The organism is Pseudomonas sp. GD03862 (assembly GCF_029840855.1).
Classification (GTDB): Bacteria; Pseudomonadota; Gammaproteobacteria; order Pseudomonadales; family Pseudomonadaceae; genus Aquipseudomonas; species Aquipseudomonas alloputida.
Window position 1 is genome coordinate 18,859 of sequence record NZ_JAOCDI010000030.1, and the last position, 16,247, is coordinate 35,105.

At 61.8% G+C, this 16,247-nt stretch carries 15 protein-coding genes; 3 read left to right on the forward strand and 12 right to left on the reverse strand.

The window, feature by feature from the left end; all coding sequences use genetic code 11:
- The 7 genes from N5D53_RS18810 to N5D53_RS18840 form a co-directional block, all read right to left on the reverse strand.
- A complete protein-coding gene (locus N5D53_RS18810) occupies positions 1-1,410 on the reverse strand; it encodes a circularly permuted type 2 ATP-grasp protein (protein ID WP_274144154.1) in 1,410 nt (469 codons plus the stop codon).
- A 432-nt stretch (positions 1,411-1,842) separates the two neighbouring features.
- Complete coding sequence (locus N5D53_RS18815) at positions 1,843-2,214, reverse strand: RidA family protein (protein ID WP_003254071.1); 372 nt, start codon at positions 2,212-2,214, stop codon at positions 1,843-1,845.
- Positions 2,215-2,241: 27 nt separating this feature from the next.
- Positions 2,242-2,937 (reverse strand): DUF3726 domain-containing protein, encoded by a 696-nt coding sequence (locus tag N5D53_RS18820; RefSeq protein ID WP_019751161.1) that lies wholly within the window; start codon positions 2,935-2,937, stop codon positions 2,242-2,244.
- A gap of 2 nt (positions 2,938-2,939) precedes the next feature.
- A complete protein-coding gene (locus N5D53_RS18825) occupies positions 2,940-4,634 on the reverse strand; it encodes a hypothetical protein (RefSeq protein ID WP_064490948.1) in 1,695 nt (564 codons plus the stop codon).
- A 26-nt stretch (positions 4,635-4,660) separates the two neighbouring features.
- Positions 4,661-6,211 (reverse strand): BCCT family transporter, encoded by a 1,551-nt coding sequence (locus tag N5D53_RS18830; protein WP_279840593.1) that lies wholly within the window; start codon positions 6,209-6,211, stop codon positions 4,661-4,663.
- 55 nt (positions 6,212-6,266) lie between these two features.
- Positions 6,267-7,253: a dipeptidase gene (locus N5D53_RS18835; RefSeq protein WP_003254063.1), complete on the reverse strand. Its 987-nt coding sequence runs from the start codon at positions 7,251-7,253 to the stop codon at positions 6,267-6,269.
- 13 nt (positions 7,254-7,266) lie between these two features.
- Entirely contained in the window at positions 7,267-8,709 is a 1,443-nt protein-coding gene (locus N5D53_RS18840; RefSeq protein WP_279840595.1) for an aldehyde dehydrogenase family protein, read from the reverse strand.
- Between the two features lie 95 nt (positions 8,710-8,804).
- On the opposite strand from N5D53_RS18840, the gene N5D53_RS18845 reads away from it, so the two are divergent.
- Entirely contained in the window at positions 8,805-9,692 is an 888-nt protein-coding gene (locus N5D53_RS18845; RefSeq protein ID WP_049586259.1) for a LysR family transcriptional regulator, read from the forward strand.
- A 66-nt stretch (positions 9,693-9,758) separates the two neighbouring features.
- On the opposite strand, the gene N5D53_RS18850 is transcribed toward N5D53_RS18845, so the two are convergent.
- The 4 genes from N5D53_RS18850 to N5D53_RS18865 all read right to left on the reverse strand — a co-directional run bounded on the left by N5D53_RS18850 (position 9,759) and on the right by N5D53_RS18865 (position 13,366).
- Complete coding sequence (locus tag N5D53_RS18850) at positions 9,759-10,688, reverse strand: LysR family transcriptional regulator (protein WP_020191787.1); 930 nt, start codon at positions 10,686-10,688, stop codon at positions 9,759-9,761.
- A 98-nt stretch (positions 10,689-10,786) separates the two neighbouring features.
- Positions 10,787-11,296: a flavin reductase family protein gene (locus N5D53_RS18855; protein WP_021782251.1), complete on the reverse strand. Its 510-nt coding sequence runs from the start codon at positions 11,294-11,296 to the stop codon at positions 10,787-10,789.
- Positions 11,297-11,321: 25 nt separating this feature from the next.
- Positions 11,322-12,356, reverse strand: coding sequence for a methionine synthase (locus N5D53_RS18860; protein ID WP_064490951.1), 1,035 nt, complete (start codon positions 12,354-12,356; stop codon positions 11,322-11,324).
- A gap of 26 nt (positions 12,357-12,382) precedes the next feature.
- Positions 12,383-13,366 (reverse strand): DUF1852 domain-containing protein, encoded by a 984-nt coding sequence (locus N5D53_RS18865; RefSeq protein ID WP_198747262.1) that lies wholly within the window; start codon positions 13,364-13,366, stop codon positions 12,383-12,385.
- A gap of 230 nt (positions 13,367-13,596) precedes the next feature.
- Between N5D53_RS18865 and N5D53_RS18870 the strand changes: the two genes are divergently transcribed.
- Both N5D53_RS18870 and N5D53_RS18875 read left to right on the forward strand, forming a co-directional pair.
- Positions 13,597-14,097 (forward strand): peroxiredoxin, encoded by a 501-nt coding sequence (locus N5D53_RS18870; protein WP_010953616.1) that lies wholly within the window; start codon positions 13,597-13,599, stop codon positions 14,095-14,097.
- 86 nt (positions 14,098-14,183) lie between these two features.
- Positions 14,184-15,122 carry a LysR family transcriptional regulator gene (locus N5D53_RS18875; protein ID WP_010953617.1) on the forward strand — a complete coding sequence of 313 codons (939 nt, stop codon included), beginning with the start codon at positions 14,184-14,186 and terminating at the stop codon, positions 15,120-15,122.
- Here the strand turns inward: N5D53_RS18875 and N5D53_RS18880 are convergent.
- Entirely contained in the window at positions 15,099-16,229 is a 1,131-nt protein-coding gene (locus N5D53_RS18880) for a porin (RefSeq protein WP_064490953.1), read from the reverse strand. The two genes, N5D53_RS18875 and N5D53_RS18880, sit on opposite strands and share 24 nt — an antisense overlap.
- Positions 16,230-16,247 lie beyond the last annotated feature (18 nt).

Sequence of the window (16,247 nt, forward strand, 5' to 3'; positions counted from 1 at the left end):
TCAGTCCTCCACCACCCAGGTGTCCTTGGTACCGCCGCCTTGCGACGAGTTGACCACCAGCGAGCCTTCCTTGAGCGCCACGCGCGTCAGGCCACCGGGCACCAGGCGGGTTTCACTGCCCGACAACACGAACGGGCGCAGGTCGATGTGACGCGGTGCGATGCCGCTGTCGACGAAGGTCGGGCAGGTTGACAGGCACAGCGTCGGTTGAGCGATATAGGCGTGCGGGCGGGCTTTGATGCGCGCGCGGAAGTCCTCGATCTGGGCTTTGGTCGAAGCGGGCCCGACCAACATGCCATAGCCGCCGGAGCCCTGGGTTTCCTTGACCACCAGTTCGGGCAGGTGGGCCAGCACATGGGACAGGTCCGCCGGCTTGCGGCACTGCCAGGTCGGCACGTTGTTCAGGATCGGTTCTTCGCTCAGGTAAAAGCGGATCATGTCGTCGACGAAGGGGTAGATGGATTTGTCATCGGCCACGCCAGTGCCGACGGCGTTGGCCAGTACCACATTGCCGGCGCGGTAAACGGAGATCAGCCCCGGCACGCCCAGCATGGAGTCAGGGTTGAAGGACAGCGGGTCGAGGTAGTCGTCGTCCAGGCGACGATAGATCACGTCCACCTGTTGGGGGCCGGCAGTGGTGCGCATGTAGACATGCTCATCACGCACGAACAGGTCGGCGCCTTCGACCAGCTCGATGCCCATTTCCCGCGCCAGGAAGGCATGCTCGAAATAGGCGCTGTTGAAACGGCCGGGCGTGAGCAGCACCGCGGTGGGGTTGTCCATTGGGCTGGCGCTCTTGAGCGTGTCCAGCAGCAGGTTGGGGTAGTGATCGATGGGCGCGATGCGCTGGGCGGCAAACAGTTCGGGGAACAGGCGCATCATCATCTTGCGGTCTTCGAGCATGTAGCTGACGCCGCTGGGGGTGCGCAGGTTGTCTTCCAGCACGAAGTAGCTGCCATCGCCGTCACGTACCAGGTCGACACCGGCAATATGCGCATACAGCCCACGGTGAAGGTCCAGGCCCTGCATGGCGATCTGGTAGCCCTCGTTGGCCAGCACTTGCTCTGGTGGGATGATGCCGGCCTTGAGAATGCGCTGGTCGTGGTAGATGTCCTGCAGGAACAGGTTCAGCGCCTGTACCCGTTGAATGCAGCCACGCTCGACCGTGCGCCATTCGCTGGCGCGGATGCTGCGCGGGATGATATCGAAGGGGATCAGGCGCTCGGTATCCTGCTTGTCGCCATACAAGGTGAAGGTGATGCCTGCGCGGTGAAACAGCAGGTCGGCCTCGCGCCGGCGCTGTTCCAGCAACTCCAGCGGGGTGTTGGCCAGCCAGCGGGCGAACTCCTGGTAATGCGGGCGGCAGTTGCCGTCCGCTTCGTACATTTCATTGAAAAAAGCCCGGGACATACCCACTCCTTGCCGCCGTTGCCGGCAGCTTCATTGCGGTTCATCTGCGTCTTTCAGGGTGCTGCCTTGCTGGGGTAAGTGGGAGCTGTGTCTCGCGTTAACCTCGGTCTCGGTAGATTGCCTGTGCGTTGAGCACAATCAGTCTGTGCAATAAAAGTGCCGAATACGCCTGGCGGCTCTGGGGGGCGGGATATGTGAGGGGCACACCCGATGTGAGCTGCCTGGCCGCAAGGGCCGGCGCATCAAAAAAGGGCGCTTTTGATCCGGGCGCGGGTTTTGAACCGAAATGGGGCGCAGGCCGGTACCTGGCGGGCGAAAAAGGGAATATTCCGGGTGCATGACGTGGGGCGGAGGGGGCATGCATCGAGCGCCGCGCGGGCGGCACTCGATTGCGCGAACGCTGAATATCGTGAGACGGGCGCCTTCAGGGCGTCAGAGGCAGGCGTAGACCACCAGTTCCACCAACATTTCTTCCCGGGCGAGGCCAGCCACCACTACGGCCGCGCGGTTGGGGTAGGGTGCCTGGAAATACTCGGCGTACACGGCATTTACAGTTGCCAGATAACGGCGGTCGGTCACGTAGATCAGCACCTGGGTCACGGCATCCAGCGAGCTGCCAGCGGCTTCCAGGGTGTGGCGCAGGTTGTCCAGTGTCTGGCGGGCCTGGGCCTCGATGCCGCCGGCAACCACCTGGCCCTGCGTATCGATTGGGATCTGAGCCGTGTACAACGTACCGTTGCCGACGACCGCCCATTCCAGTGGCGCCCTGGAGGCGAACAGCTCGGTCTTTATCGCATGCTTCATGGGTTGTTTCCTCAGTGGCAAGGGTGTTCAGTCGGCGTCGCTGCCGCCGCCTGCACCGTGGCGGCGTGAGGCATCGGTGCTCTCGACAAGGATGTGTTCGGCCAGCTGCCTGAGCCTTTGCCAGGTATGTTCGTCGACTGTAAAACCTTGCTGCAGTGTGCGCTGCGGGTCGGTTATTGCCTGGGCGGTCTGGCCTGCTCGAGTGAACAGCACCGTTACGTCCTGCGCGGCCGCTTCAATGGCCTGGGGCCGGGTTTCACTGCTCAGTTCCGGGCGCGGCATGCCGGCGGTAAAATCGGCCCAGTGGCATTGGCGGGCGTCCTCCCAGCGGGCTTGCACGTGCAGTCCCTGCACCGCTGCCCGGCTCAGGTAGCCCAGCAACAGCAAACGGTTGTGGCAGTGGCGTATGCGCAGTTCGGCCTGACCACAGCGCATGGCCTTGGCTGCCGCCAGTTCCACCACCGTGGCGGCGCAGCGCAACACGCTCTGGCCCTTGGCGTCGATCACCAGCAGGGCGTTATCCTCATGGCACAAGGCGTATGGCCGTGCAGCTTCGCCTTGCAGATAACGCAACGCCTTTTCCAGTGCACCGACGCCATCGAGCCCCTGCAGTTGCAACCAGCCCACGAGTTCGGCGGCATCCTCGCAGTCGCCCGGGGCGAAGCCCATGCCTTCGAATGCCTTGCGGCACATCACCTGTATTTCGTTAAGCGATACGCGCATGGTCAAAGCTCCCTTTGCGGCATGACTGCGAAATTCCAGTCGTCTGCGAACGGCTGACCGATGTCGCTGACCAGCGGCGCGCCCTGGAACAGCGTGATACGCACCCAGCGGCTTGACTTGGGGTCGAATTTCCCCGCGCCGAAAAATGCCAGTTTGCAGCGCAGCAGGTGAATCGGCAGCATGTCCCGGGCCAGCAGATTGGCACGGATTTCACCGTAGTTCGTTTTTGCCATGCCTTGCAGGCGGCGTACCGCGCCCTTGAACATCGGTTGGGCGATCAGGAAGTGAGCGGTCAGCGCCTGAGGCTGCAGTTGCAGGTGCTCCAGCAGCGCGCTATGGCACTGCTGGATATTGCGGGCGATACCCAGCTGCATTTCTTTTTCGGCCCCTGGCTCCTCTGCGCGAATGCCCAGGCGCGGCTCTTCTTTTTCAGCTGAGCGGTACCAGAAGAAGTGCTCCGCATCGGCAGCACTGAAGTCGTAGCGCAACGCCCAGCCATACTGCTGCTCGATGAGCTGGCGCAGTTGCCCAAGGGGCATCTGGGCGTCCAGCTGCCAGCTTTCGTTGACCCCCATGTGCTCGGCCAGGGGCGTGACCTGCTCGGGGTACAGCTCCAGCAGCAGGCTGACCAGAAGCTCCTGGCAGCCCACCCCCGTGTGTAATTGCGCCCAGGCCAGCAGGCGCGGCCAAAGGCCCGCGCCGTCGGCTTGCGTGCCAAGCCAGGTGGCCAGTAAAGCAAGCTCGGCCAAGGTTTGCAGGTTCTGCTCATGCTGGCGCTGGTCTTCGGTCCGGGACTGGCTCAGGTGCAACTGGGCGCGCGCCAGCAATTGCTGCAGGCGTGCCAATTGGTCGGGCTCCGCCGACTGCGCCAGTACTAGTGCCAGGGCCGTTTCCCGCGTACTGATCCAGTGCTCCACCAGTTGAGGGTGGTTGATCAGAAAAGGGGCCATTCCCAGCCCGGTCGCGTTGCCGACCCCCAGGTAGCGTTGAAGGGCCGGGGCCAGTTGCACTGCCCGCTGCGGGGCGAGTGCCTGGGCCATGTGGTTGATCTGCTCGATGCTGAAGTGACGCAGCAGGTAGACGGTGAACATCTGCGCGCTGAACGGCTGGTTGAAGTCCGGGTTATCTTGCAGGCAACCAAAATCGGCGATGCCGAACTTGCCGTTACCGTAAACAGCTGTAGTGCGATACAGGTAGCCGACTTCAGCCAGTTGCTGTGGATCGGGCTGGCGACCTTCTGCCAGCGCCGCCAGAAACCGGTCGAAATTGCGCAAGCTACGGTTGGCCCGCGACAACACCAGCACGCGTGCATCGAAGCGGCCGGCTTCCTGCAGCGGCACGTTGCGTTGCAGGTCGGCCAGCTGTGCCGAGTCGACATCGCCGGCCACCAGCACGAAGCTGACGTCCCACTGGTCGGCGATGACCCGATCGCTGCGCTTTTCCGGCGGCAGGTAGGCCGAGAAGATCACGCAGTGGTAATGGCCGTTCGGCGTTTCGATGCGGTAGATCGCAGTGCCGAAGCCTTGGCCATCGAGGTCGAAACAGCTGCGCCGGATTTGCCAGCGCTGTTGCATCATCCGCCGCATGCTGCTGCGCACGAAGCTTAGCGGGCTCTGGAAGTGGCTACCCAGCCGGGCCAGGTCCATGACTTGGCTGGCAGGGCGCAACGCGGGTATTGCAGGCACGCTGTTGGGCATTGTTGTTGTACCTGGATGGATCATGTTCAGACGCCTTGTTCACGGGCCATGTGTCGAGCGATGCGCACGGCATCCCACAGGGCTGGCAGGATCACCAGCGACACCGGCACCGCGGTGATGACAATGAAGGATTGCAGGGCCGTCACACCGCCTGCGCCAATGGTGATCAGCACCACCGCCGCCAGGCCCATGCCGATTGCCCAGAAACCGCGCAACCACTTCTTCGGTTTATCGTCGCTGGACATCGCCAGCGCCACGGTGAAGGCCATGGCGTCGCCATTGGTGGCCACCGAGATGAAACTCAGGAACAGGAACAGCGCGCTGACAAGGCCACCCAGTGGCAGGTTCTGCGTCACTCCCAGCAACAGGTCTTCAGGCTTGGCGCCATGGGCGGTGACGCTGCCTGGCGTTTGCAGCTCCAGGCCGATCCCGGTACCGCCTACCACGGTGAACCAGAACATGGTCACCAGCGGTGCGATGATCGACAGCGTCATGATGATCTCGCGGATGGTGCGGCCCCGCGAGATCCGCGCGACGTACAGTGCCACCATGGGCGCGTAGCCGATGAACCAGCCCCAGTAGAACACCGTCCACCAGTCCAGCCATTTGGGGTCGGCGCGGAACATCGTCAGCGGGATGAAGTGCTCCACGTGCAGGGCAAAGGCCGCCGGGAAACCGCCGAGGATGAACAGCGTCGGTCCGAATACCACCATGAACAGTGCCAGGCCGATCATCAACCAGACGTTGATCTCGCTGACAAAGCGGATGCCTTTGAGGCCCACCAGGCACGAGACAGTGTACATCGCGGTGACCAGGACAATGGTCAGCGACTGGGTGACGATAGTGTTGGGCAACCCCCACACGGCGTGCATGGCGCTGCTGATCTGCAGGCCAAGGAAACCGATCGGACCGATGGTGCCGGCCACTACCGCGATGATCGAGGCAGCGTCGGCCAAGGTGCCGATCGGGCCCTTGAGCGCTCGCTTGCCGAACAGGGGGTAGAGCAGGGTACGCGGCGCCAGCGGAAGGCCTTTATCGTAATGCAGGTGCATCAGCACGATCGCCAGCAGGCTACCCAGAACGGCCCAGGCCAGGAAGCCCCAGTGCACGAACGATTGCGCCAGTGCCGCGGTGGCCGCTGCTTCACTGTGCGGTTGCAGGCCGGCGAAGAAGGGCGGTGGGCTGGCAAAGTGCATCAAGGGTTCGGCAGCGGCCCAGAAGGCGCCACCACCTGCCAGCAAGGCGCACATGATCACTGCGATCCAGTTGAAGGTGCTGACGTCCGGGCGCTGGGTGACCCCGCCCAGGCGTACACGCCCGCATCTGGAAAACCCGATGAACAGGCTGACGGCGAAGGTTACCAGCATCAGCACTTGCCAATAGAGGCCAAAGGCCTTTGTCGACCAGGCGAACAGGGTATTGACCAGCGCCGACACGGTGTCGATGTCGATCAGCGCCGCCAGCAGGAAGGCGCCGAGGAATCCGCCGCTGATCAGGAACAACGGCCAGTCGATATCGCGTGCCATAGGCAGGCCCATGGCCTGGCCGTCGGCCTGCAAGGTGGTTGGGTTTTTCATGAAACCTCCGGAACCTGCGATTTTTTTTATTGTTGATGCTGTCCGTGCAAGGGGTTCAGGCCTGTGCCGTGGTGGCGGTCTCCAGCAAGCGCAACCAGTTCAGCCCCATGATGTTGCCCACGTCGTGCTCGGCAAAGCCGCGGGCGCGCAGGCCCTGGGCAATGTTGCGGAAGTCGCGGCTGTCGCGGAACCACTGCAAGGGCGCCGGCCAGTTGGCGTTGTCCCTGGAGCCTTCGCCGTAGTCCTTGTCCTTGCTCCAGCGGCCGTTGCGCATCCATTCCAGCACAGACAAGGGTTGCGCCTGGCACAGGTCGGTGCCGATGCCGATGTGCTCCACACCCATCAGGTCGGCGGTGCGCGCGACCATGTCGCAGAAACTTTCCAGGCTACAGTCCGAGGCACCCTTGAGATGGAACGGGTAGGTGCTGAACCCCAGCAGCCCGCCGGACTCTGCGATCCCGCGTAGCACCGCATCGGACTTGTTGCGCTTGGCGGCGTGGAAGCTGGCAGGGTTGGCGTGGGAGATGATCACCGGTCGGCTCGACAGTTCGATGGCCTCAAGCGTGCTTCGCTCGGCGCTGTGAGACATGTCGATGAGCATGCCGACGCGGTTCATTTCGGCGATCACCTGGCGGCCGAAGCGGCTGATGCCGTTGTCCTCGCGCTCATAGCAGCCGCTGGCCAGCAGGCTTTGGTTGTTGTAGGTCAGCTGCATGACGAACACCCCGAGCTGGCGGAAAACCTCCACCAGGGCAATGTCGTCCTCGATCGGCGAGCAGTTCTGGAAGCCGAAGAAGATGCCCACCCGGCCCTCCTCGTGGGCCAGGCGGATGTCGCTGGCCGTGCGTACCGGGCGGATCAGCTCGGGCCATGTCTCGAAGCGGCGGTTCCACTCGCCCAGGCGCGACAGGGTTTCGCGGGCGTTTTCGTGGTAGGCGATGGTGGCGTGCACCGCGCTCAGGCCACCGGCCTGCATCTGCTGGAATATTTCCTGGCTCCAGTTGGAGTACTGCAGGCCGTCGATCATCAAGAGGTCGTGCATGGCATGTATTCCTTCAGGGCCGCAGGTAGGTGGTCTTGACCACGGTGTAGAAGTCGCGAGCGTATTGCCCCTGTTCCCGAGGGCCGAAACTCGAGGCTTTACGGCCCCCGAATGGCACGTGGTAGTCGGTGCCGGCGGTGGGCAGGTTGACCATCACGCAGCCGGTCTGGGCGCGGCGTTTGAAGTGGCTGGCGTGGCGTAGCGACTGGGTGATGATCCCGGCGGTGAGGCCGTACTCGGTATCATTGAGCGTGGCCAGCGCCTCTTCAAAATCGCGCACGCGGATCACGCAGGCGATAGGGCCGAACACTTCCTCGCGGTTGATGCGCATGTCGTTGCGGCTGTTGATGAACAAGGCAGGGCGCATGTAGTAGCCATCGCAGGCCAGTTGCAGGCGCTCGCCACCTTCGATCAGGGTGGCGCCTTCGGCCTGGGCCAGTTGCAGGTAGGCCAGGTTCTGTTCCAGCTGGCGCGCGTCAGCTACCGGGCCGATCTGTACGCCAGCCTCCAGTGCATGGCCGACCTTGAGCTGGCGCATGCGCAGGCGCAGCGCCTCGACGAAGCGGTCGTGGATGCCGTCGCAGACGATCAGCCGTGACGACGCGGTGCATTTCTGCCCGGTGCCGAAGAAGGCCCCGTTGAGCGCGCATTCCACGGCCAGTTCGAGGTCGGCGTCGTCCATGACCACCAGGGCATTCTTGCTACCCATTTCCAGCTGGCAGCGCACCAGGTTACCGGCGGTGGCCACCGCTACGCGTCGGCCCGTCTGCAGAGAACCGGTGAACGTCAGGGCATCGATCTCGGCGGACTGGATCAGGGCCTCGCCGACGTCGGCACCGCTGCCCATCACCAGGTTGAAAGTGCCGCTGGGCAGGCCCTGACGGCTGATGATCTCGGTGAGCGCCCAGGCACTGGCCGGCACCAGGTTGGCCGGCTTGAACACCACGGCGTTGCCGAAGGCCAGGGCCGGGGCGATTTTCCAGGCGGCGGTGGCCATGGGGAAGTTCCATGGGGTAATGATGCCCACCACACCCACCGGTTCGCGATGCACTTCGATGTCGACCCCAGGGCGCACCGAGGCGGCAGTCTCGCCCATCTGGCGCAGCACTTCGGCGGCGTAGTAATGGAAGAACTGGCCGCTGCGATTGACCTCGCCGACGCCTTCGGCCAAGGGTTTGCCTTCTTCTCGCGACAGCAGTTCGCCGAGCTCTTCCTTGCGGGCGATCAGCTCGTCGCCGATGGCCATCAGCACTTGCTGGCGGCTTTCCAGACCACTGGCGGCCCACAGGGGTTGAGCGGCGCGGGCGGCCTGGATGGCCTGGCGGGCCTGTTCGGCGCTGGCCTGATGGTACTGGCCGATCAGGTCGCCAGTGTCCGAGGGGCTGTAGTTGCCCAAAGTGGCGTGGCCTTCACACCACTGGCCATCGATGTAGTTGTTGTAGGTCTTGTGTGACATGGATGAACGCCTCCGTTTGCATGGCATTCATCATGCGAGCAATATGCAGCAAATAAAAATTAATAAAAAAAATGCTTTGATAAGGAATGCTAACCATGTTGCCCGAGCTGAAAATCGCCCAGTTGCGTTACTTCGTACTGGTCGCCGAACTCAAGAGTTTCCACGCGGCCGCCCGCCAGGCCTTTCGCACCCAGCCTGCGATATCCCTGGCCCTGCGTGAACTGGAGCAGAAGCTGGGGCAGGCACTGGTCGAAAAGGGCGGTGGCCGGGTAGAGCTGACGCCATATGGCGAGCATTGCCTCCCGTTGTTTCGTGGCTTGATCGAGCACCATGACCGTATTGCGCGTGAAGCCATGCTGTTTGCCCGGCATGAAATCGGCCAGGTCAGCATCGCCACCGTGCCTTCTGTGGCCAGCCGAATGCTGCCAGGGCCACTGGCCCGCTTTGTGGCCGCGCACCCCAATGTGCAGGTCAGCATTCAGGACGGCACGGCCGAACGTGTGCAGCAGTTGCTCGCTCAAGGGCAGGTGGATTTCGGCATCAGCAGCCTGTGGGTGGACGATGACCAGCTCGAATTCGCCCCCATCGTGAATGATCAGGTTGGCGTGGTGTGCCGCAGCGACCACCCGCTGGCGCAGGCGGGGGGGCGGCTGCATTGGGCGCAGTTGCTGGGCGTGCCGATGATCCGCAACGGTACCTCGCAATTGCTGGCGGGTACCGAGGCCGAGGGTTTGCTGGCCGATAGCCGGCTGTTCATTTCCAACATGATTTCGTTGATCGCCATGCTGGAGGAGGGGGTAGGGATCAGTACCTTGCCGTACCTCGCTTTTCCGCAGGAGAACGACAAACTGGCGTTCGTCCCCCTTGAGGAGCCCAGGGTAGAACGGCATATCGGCATGCTTACCCGCAAAGGGCGCAGCTTGTCACCTGTGGCGGGGGCACTGATGGCGTTTCTGCAAGTGCAGTTGGCGAAGGCTGGCTGATTCGTTGGCGGTACGGGCATGGCGCGCCATGGCCGGCACTGAGGTTCGCAAACGCACGCCCGGCTTTCAGAGAACCGGGCCTGACGCCACGCTGACACCGGCCAGCGTGGTGAACGAGATGTCCTTGGCCGTGAGCAGAAAATCACGCACGTACGGCACCTCCAGCATGTCACTGCGCAGCGCAGCATAAAGGTTTGCCTGCAGGCCGTGTTCGCCAAGGCGCTTGGCGGTTACATAGCCGCGCGAACTGTATTCGTGCACGGCCCAGTTGGGCAGGCAGCAGACGCCACGCCCGGACGCAACCAGTTGCATCATCATCACGGTAAGTTCCGAAGTACGTACCTGTGCGGGCTCGACGTCGGCGGGGTCGAGGAAGCGGGTGAAGATGTCCAGGCGGGTGCGTTCGATCGGGTAGGTGATCAGTGTCTGGCTGGCGATATCGGCGGGCTCCAGGTACGGCTTGTGGCGCATGGCGTGGTGGTTGTCGATGGCCAGCAGTGCCTCGTAGCTGAACAACGGCACGTAGCTGATACCCGGCAGTGTCACCGGGTCTGAGGTCACCACCAGGTCCAGGTCGCCGCGCTCCAGGGCTGGCAGTGGCGCGAAGGAAAAACCCGAGGCGAGGTCCAGTTCCACCTCAGGCCAGGCGCCGCGGAACTCATCCACTGAAGGCATCAGCCACTGGTAGCAGCTGTGGCACTCGATGGCGATGTGCAGCCGTCCGGCGCAGCCCCCGGCCAGTTTGCCCAGGTCCCGTTCGGTATTGCGGATCTGAGGCAGCACCTGATCGGCCAGCTGCAGCAGCTTCAGCCCGGCGCTGGTGAAGCGCACCGGCCTGGATTTGCGCACGAACAGTGGCATGCCGATGCGCTCTTCCATATCGCGGAACTGGTGCGACAGGGCTGATTGGGTCAGGTGCAGGCGCTCGGCGGCCTCGTGCAGGCTGTCGGTTTCACGCAGCGCGTGGAGGGTTCGCAGGTGGCGTAAATCGATCATGAGTAAAATGGCGGATCAACGCAGTAATGGCGGGTTTTCTTCACTGCTGCGTGATCCTGACAATTCCTTTGATGGGTTTTCCGTGAGTGGGGTGAGGCTCAAGCCGCGTGAGGCGCGGCGAGGTTGCAGTACTGCCCCTTGAAATACAGCAGCGGCTGCGTGGCAGCAGTTGCCTGCAGGTTCAACGCTTTGACTTCGCCAATCACGATCAGGTGGTCCCCGGCGGCATGTTCGGCGTGAATTTCGCAATCAAGCCAGTGCAGGCTGCCGGCAATGATCGGGTTGCCCAACGGCGACGCTTGCCATTCGACGCCGTGCCACTTGTTGGCGCCGCGCCGGGCAAACTGGTTGGAAATGCCGACCTGCTCACCTGACAGGATGTTGACCGTGAAGCGGCCAGCCTGGCGAATTTTCGGGTAGCTGGCCGAACTGGACATCACACTGAATGACACCAGCGGCGGGCTCATCGATACGCTGTAGAACGACTGGCAGGTGAAGCCGATCGGCTCACCTTCGTGGTGCGATGTAATCACCGTGATGCCGGATGCGTAGTGCCCGAGTGCCTGGCGAAAAGTCGACGGCTCGATCGCCGTACCGGAAAGCAACATGGTAGGTCCTGTGGCTGCATTCATTTCAGCGTGCGTTAGCGAGTTCCTGACGGACGATGGCTGCGCCTGCACTCAAGGCCTTGAGCTTGCCGCTGGCTACCTGGCGGGGCAGGGGCGCCATGCCGCAGTTGGTGCAAGGGTAGAGCTTGTCGGCATCGACGAATTGCAGTGCCTTGCGCAGGGTGGCGGCGACCTGTTCGGGTGTTTCAATGACATGGGTGGCCACATCGATGGCGCCGACCATGACTTTCTTGCCGCGAATCAGCTCGAGCAGGTCCATCGGAACATGCGAGTTATGGCATTCCAGCGAAATGATATCGATGCTGGACTGCTGCAGTTTGGGGAAGGCCTGTTCATATTGCCGCCATTCTGAACCGAGGGTTTTTTTCCAGTCGGTGTTGGCCTTGATGCCATAGCCATAGCAAATATGGACGGCCGTTTCGCACTTGAGGCCCTCGATGGCCCTTTCCAGGGTAGCCACGCCCCAGTCATTCACGTCGTCAAAGAAAACATTGAATGCCGGTTCGTCGAACTGAATGATGTCCACGCCCGCGGCTTCCAGTTCTCTGGCTTCCTGGTTGAGAATCTTGGCGAATTCCCAGGCCAGTTTCTCGCGGCTTTTGTAGTGGTTGTCATACAGTGTGTCGATCATGGTCATGGGGCCGGGCAGCGCCCACTTTATCGGCTGTGTGGTGTGCTGGCGCAAGAATTTGGCATCTTCGACAAACACCGGTTTTTGTCGAGCGACAGCACCCACAACCGTCGGTACGCTCGCATCGTAGCGATCACGGATTCTGACGGTTTTCCGTTGTTCGAAATCAACGCCGCTGAGGTGCTCGATAAACGTGGTGACAAAGTGCTGGCGGGTTTGTTCGCCGTCACTGACGATGTCGATACCGGCGTGTTGTTGTTCTTGCAAGGCCAGGCGCAAGGCATCCTGTTTGCCTTCGACCAGTTGCTCGTCTTGCAACTTCCACGGTGACCAGAGTGTTTCGGGTTGAGCAAGCCAGGCGGGTTTAGGCAGGCTGCCGGCCGTGGAGGTGGGTAGCAATTTGTTCATGAACAGTGACCTTATGCTTTGAATGTTCAACGTGCGTATTGAGCGGACCATTGCGCCAGCGTGGCCTGGTAGGGTTTGACAAATTGCTCCTCGGCAAATTTGCCCTGCTCGATCGCCAGGCGGCTGCGCTCTTCCCGGTCATAGACAATGCGCGTGAGCGAGTAGTCCTGGTTCTTCAGGCTGGGCTGGTAGGCCTTGCCCGCAGGAGAATTGGCGTTGTAGATCTCGGGTCGGTAGATTTTCTGGAAGGTGTCCATGGTGCTGATGGTGCTGATCAGTTCAAGGTTGGTGTAGTCAGCCAGCAAGTCGCCGGCAAAATAAAATGCCAACGGGGCGACGCTGTTCGGCGGCATGAAATAGCGCACCTTCAAGCCCATCTTCCTGAAGTATTCATCCGTCAGCGAGTACTCATCCTGCAGGTACTCAACACCTAGCACAGGGTGCTGATTTTCGGTGCGCAGGTAAGTCCTGCTGCTCGATACGCTCAGGCAGATAACCGGTGGTTTGCCGAAGTGCTCCTGGTAGGTTGGCGAGTTGACGAAACACTTGAACAGGTTGCCGTGCAGCTCGCCGAAATGATCGGGTGTGCTGAAGGTGGACCGATGCTTGTTATGCTCCAGTAACAGTACGCTGAAGTCGTAATCGCGCACGTACGAGGAGAAGTTGTTGCCTACCATGCCTTCGAGGCGAGTATTGTTCTTGCGGTCGACAATATAGGTTTTCAATATTTCGATCAGCGGCAGGGCATTGCCGTGCTGCGCGTTTTCAAGGTTCATTTCCACCGATATGATGTCCAGCTCTACGCGGTAGCGATCATGTTCGGGGTTGTCCCAGTGCGCCAGCGCATTGAAACGGTTGTTGATCATCGCCAAGGTATTGCGCAGGTTTTGCTGACGGTTTGCACCCCGTGCCAAATTGGCGAAGTTGGTCGTGATGCGGGTGTTTTCGGCAGGGTGATAATGTTCGTCGAACGCAATGCGCTTGACGGTGAATGTTGGCGCTTTATCCATGGTAACGGCTTCCAGGTGCCTGAGTGTGAGCGATCCAGTGCTGGTCAGTTGCGTAGCTGAGTCGTTCACAGCGTAATCTTGATGTGTTTGATTGAGGCGTATCCTAGGTGGGGCGCTGCATGAATGATATTGAAGTTATTTCACAGGTTTTTTAGCTCTGCTCATGATGCGTTGCCTGGTTGACTGCGGCATCATGGCTGCCTGGCCTTCACCTCACCCAGGAGACAGCGATGATCAAAACCGGCGATCAATTGCCCGACGTTACCCTTTATCAATACAACAACGACGCAGGCGCCTGCGCGATCGGCCCCAAGGCCTTTTCCATTCGCGAGCGTTGCAAGCACAAGAAGGTGCTGATCTTCGCATTGCCGGGCGCGTTCACGCCGACGTGCTCTGAACGTCATGTTCCCGGTTATGTCGCGGCGGCCCCTGCGTTGTTCGCAGCTGGCATTGACGAGATCCTGTGCGTCTCGGTGAACGATGCCTTTGTCATGAACGCCTGGGGCAACAGCTTGCAGGTCGGGGATGCGGTCAAGATGATCGGCGATGGCAATGGCGAATTCAGCGAGGCGCTGGGCCTGACCCAGGACCTTTCGGCACGCGGTTTGGGGCGGCGCTCGCAGCGGTATGCGATGTTGGTCGACGACCAGGTAGTCCAGTACATTGCGGTTGAAAGCCCCGGCAAGTTCGAGGTCAGCGATGCGGCCAGCCTGCTGGCTGTGTTGCGCTAGCCATACCTTTCAGGCCTTGCCGACAACGGCTGTCAGGGCTGCCAGAACACCTTTCGAATCGGCCGCTAACAACAAGGTACAGACGGTTGAAACTTCACCAACTCAGGGCGCTGGTCGCCATTCATAACGCAGGCAGCATCCTCGAAGCCTCCAAGCTCATGCACATTACTCAGCCCGCGCTGAGCCGTTCGATCAAGGAGCTGGAGCGGGAGGTGGGGTTTACCCTGTTGCAGCGGTCGCACAAAGGCATGGCCCTTACCGAGGAAGGCAAGCGTGTCATCCGCCACGCCAACCTCGTGGTAGAGAGCATACGCCGCCTGCAGATCGAAGCGGCGAGCATTCAGGATGCGGCGCTGGGCGCCGTGTCGATCGGGGTGACGTCGTTGACGGCGATGCTCGATGGCGTCGATGAAAGTATCCTGGCCTTTCGGCGCAAGTACCCGCGGGTGAAGATCACCATCACCGACTTGCGCCCCAGCCAGATCCTGCAGCGCTTGCGCGATGGCAGCCTGGACTTTGCCATTACTTCGCAGCAACCGCTGAGTCGGCTGAGCCTGGACTGGGAGGCGCTGGGCAGTATCAAGGGCAGGGTGATTTGCCACGCCTCGAATCGGCAGAAGTTCAGCCAGTCACTGCGCACCTTGCAATACGCCCCCTGGATCAGCCTGGACGAGTTGTCCGACCAGGCTTCGCAGTTTCACCAACTGTTCGAGGCCAACGGCCTTCGGGTGCCACAGAACACCGTTGAATGCACTTCAGTGATGATGGCGCTGAAGCTGTTGAAGAACACGGAATCGTTGATGACCATCAGCGAACTGGCGGTGGACCAAGGGTTTACCTACGGTATCGATTGCGAGTTCGTCGCCATGGCGGTGCAGGAGTTGATTCCGGATTACCCCATCAACCTGGTCTGCATTGACCGCCACAGCCTCACGGCGCCTGCCCAGGAGCTGTTCCACAGCTTGCGCGGGCAGGTGCTCAAGCAGACCCGCCCCGTGGGGTCAGAAGTGGTAGTACATGCCTAGCGAGACGTTGCTTGGGTTATCGCCCGCCTGATCCACCGGGGTGCCGGCGTAGGTGACCGACGAGGCGCGCTGGTTGGCGATCATGCCGAGGCGTCCATAAAGGGCCCAGCGGGGGTTGATGAAATGGTCGTAGCCGATCATCACACCCCACGCGTCCTTGTCGCGGGCGCTGACCTGGCGTTGCATCACCGCCAGGCGCAGCACGTCCAGCTCGCCCACCGGCGCCATCATGCCGAAGGTGTAGAGCGTGGTGCTGGGCGTGCCGGCCTGGTCCACGTCCTGACGTTGCCAGGTGAGGCTGGTGGCCAGCGGGCCGAAATCGTAGAACGCCGACAGGCTCTTGAAGTCGTTGGCGGTCTGGCGTGAGACACCACCGTCGTCCCATGGGTCGCTGTAGTACCGGTTGTATGAGGCCAGCAACATCACCCGGCTGTTGCGGTATTGCAGCCGGGCGCCACCGCCACGCACGGTGCGCCCAGCGCTGGCGGCATCGTCGAAGCCGAAGCTCAGCGCGGTACCGAGGCTGAAGCCGCTGAAGGTCGGGCTGGTGTAGGCCAGGGTGTGCTTGGGGCGCAGGTCAAGGTAAAAGGCGCCCTTGCCGGCGGCAGGCAGGGCCAGGTAGGTGTAGGGCGAGCCATAGGTGGCCAGGAACGGGTCGGCGTAGGTGGGCGTGGCCATGCCGTAGGTCTTGCCGAACTCGAGCCTGCCCAGGGTGCGCGAGCGCAGGGCGACTGTCGCCAGGCGCAGGGTGCCGACGGTATCCCAGGTGCCCTCCAGGGCCTCGCCATTGAGGTTGAAACCCTCCTCGACGTCAAGCTCCACCACGGTATCGGGGTCAAGCGCCTTGCGTGCGTACAGCCCGAGCTTGTTGGTCCAGGCGCCGCCACCGGCCAGCCTGAAACCCGAGTGGTGCTGTGAGTCGTGATAGCTGGCGAATGCATCCACGGTGCCGTACACCTTGAGCGTGTCATCGAAGCCGTAATCCAGCCCGTAATAACCAAAACCCGGCGCAATCCGCGCGAGCGTCGGAAAACCCTCTGCCTGTGCCTGCGCAGCAAGGCAAGCCCCTTGGATCATCAACAGCAACGACGTAATGCGAGTGTTCATTCACGACTCCAGGCCAGC

What these genes read in the sequence shown, in the direction of transcription:
- N5D53_RS18810 (WP_274144154.1), bottom strand. Translation starts at nt 1,410, where the DNA reads ATGTCCCGGGCTTTTTTCAATGAAATGTACGAAGCGGACGGCAACTGC.
- N5D53_RS18815 (WP_003254071.1), bottom strand. Translation starts at nt 2,214, where the DNA reads ATGAAGCATGCGATAAAGACCGAGCTGTTCGCCTCCAGGGCGCCACTG.
- N5D53_RS18820 (WP_019751161.1), bottom strand. Translation starts at nt 2,937, where the DNA reads ATGCGCGTATCGCTTAACGAAATACAGGTGATGTGCCGCAAGGCATTC.
- N5D53_RS18825 (WP_064490948.1), bottom strand. Translation starts at nt 4,634, where the DNA reads ATGCCCAACAGCGTGCCTGCAATACCCGCGTTGCGCCCTGCCAGCCAA.
- N5D53_RS18830 (WP_279840593.1), bottom strand. Translation starts at nt 6,211, where the DNA reads ATGAAAAACCCAACCACCTTGCAGGCCGACGGCCAGGCCATGGGCCTG.
- N5D53_RS18835 (WP_003254063.1), bottom strand. Translation starts at nt 7,253, where the DNA reads ATGCACGACCTCTTGATGATCGACGGCCTGCAGTACTCCAACTGGAGC.
- N5D53_RS18840 (WP_279840595.1), bottom strand. Translation starts at nt 8,709, where the DNA reads ATGTCACACAAGACCTACAACAACTACATCGATGGCCAGTGGTGTGAA.
- N5D53_RS18845 (WP_049586259.1), top strand. Translation starts at nt 8,805, where the DNA reads ATGTTGCCCGAGCTGAAAATCGCCCAGTTGCGTTACTTCGTACTGGTC.
- N5D53_RS18850 (WP_020191787.1), bottom strand. Translation starts at nt 10,688, where the DNA reads ATGATCGATTTACGCCACCTGCGAACCCTCCACGCGCTGCGTGAAACC.
- N5D53_RS18855 (WP_021782251.1), bottom strand. Translation starts at nt 11,296, where the DNA reads ATGTTGCTTTCCGGTACGGCGATCGAGCCGTCGACTTTTCGCCAGGCA.
- N5D53_RS18860 (WP_064490951.1), bottom strand. Translation starts at nt 12,356, where the DNA reads ATGAACAAATTGCTACCCACCTCCACGGCCGGCAGCCTGCCTAAACCC.
- N5D53_RS18865 (WP_198747262.1), bottom strand. Translation starts at nt 13,366, where the DNA reads ATGGATAAAGCGCCAACATTCACCGTCAAGCGCATTGCGTTCGACGAA.
- N5D53_RS18870 (WP_010953616.1), top strand. Translation starts at nt 13,597, where the DNA reads ATGATCAAAACCGGCGATCAATTGCCCGACGTTACCCTTTATCAATAC.
- N5D53_RS18880 (WP_064490953.1), bottom strand. Translation starts at nt 16,229, where the DNA reads ATGAACACTCGCATTACGTCGTTGCTGTTGATGATCCAAGGGGCTTGC.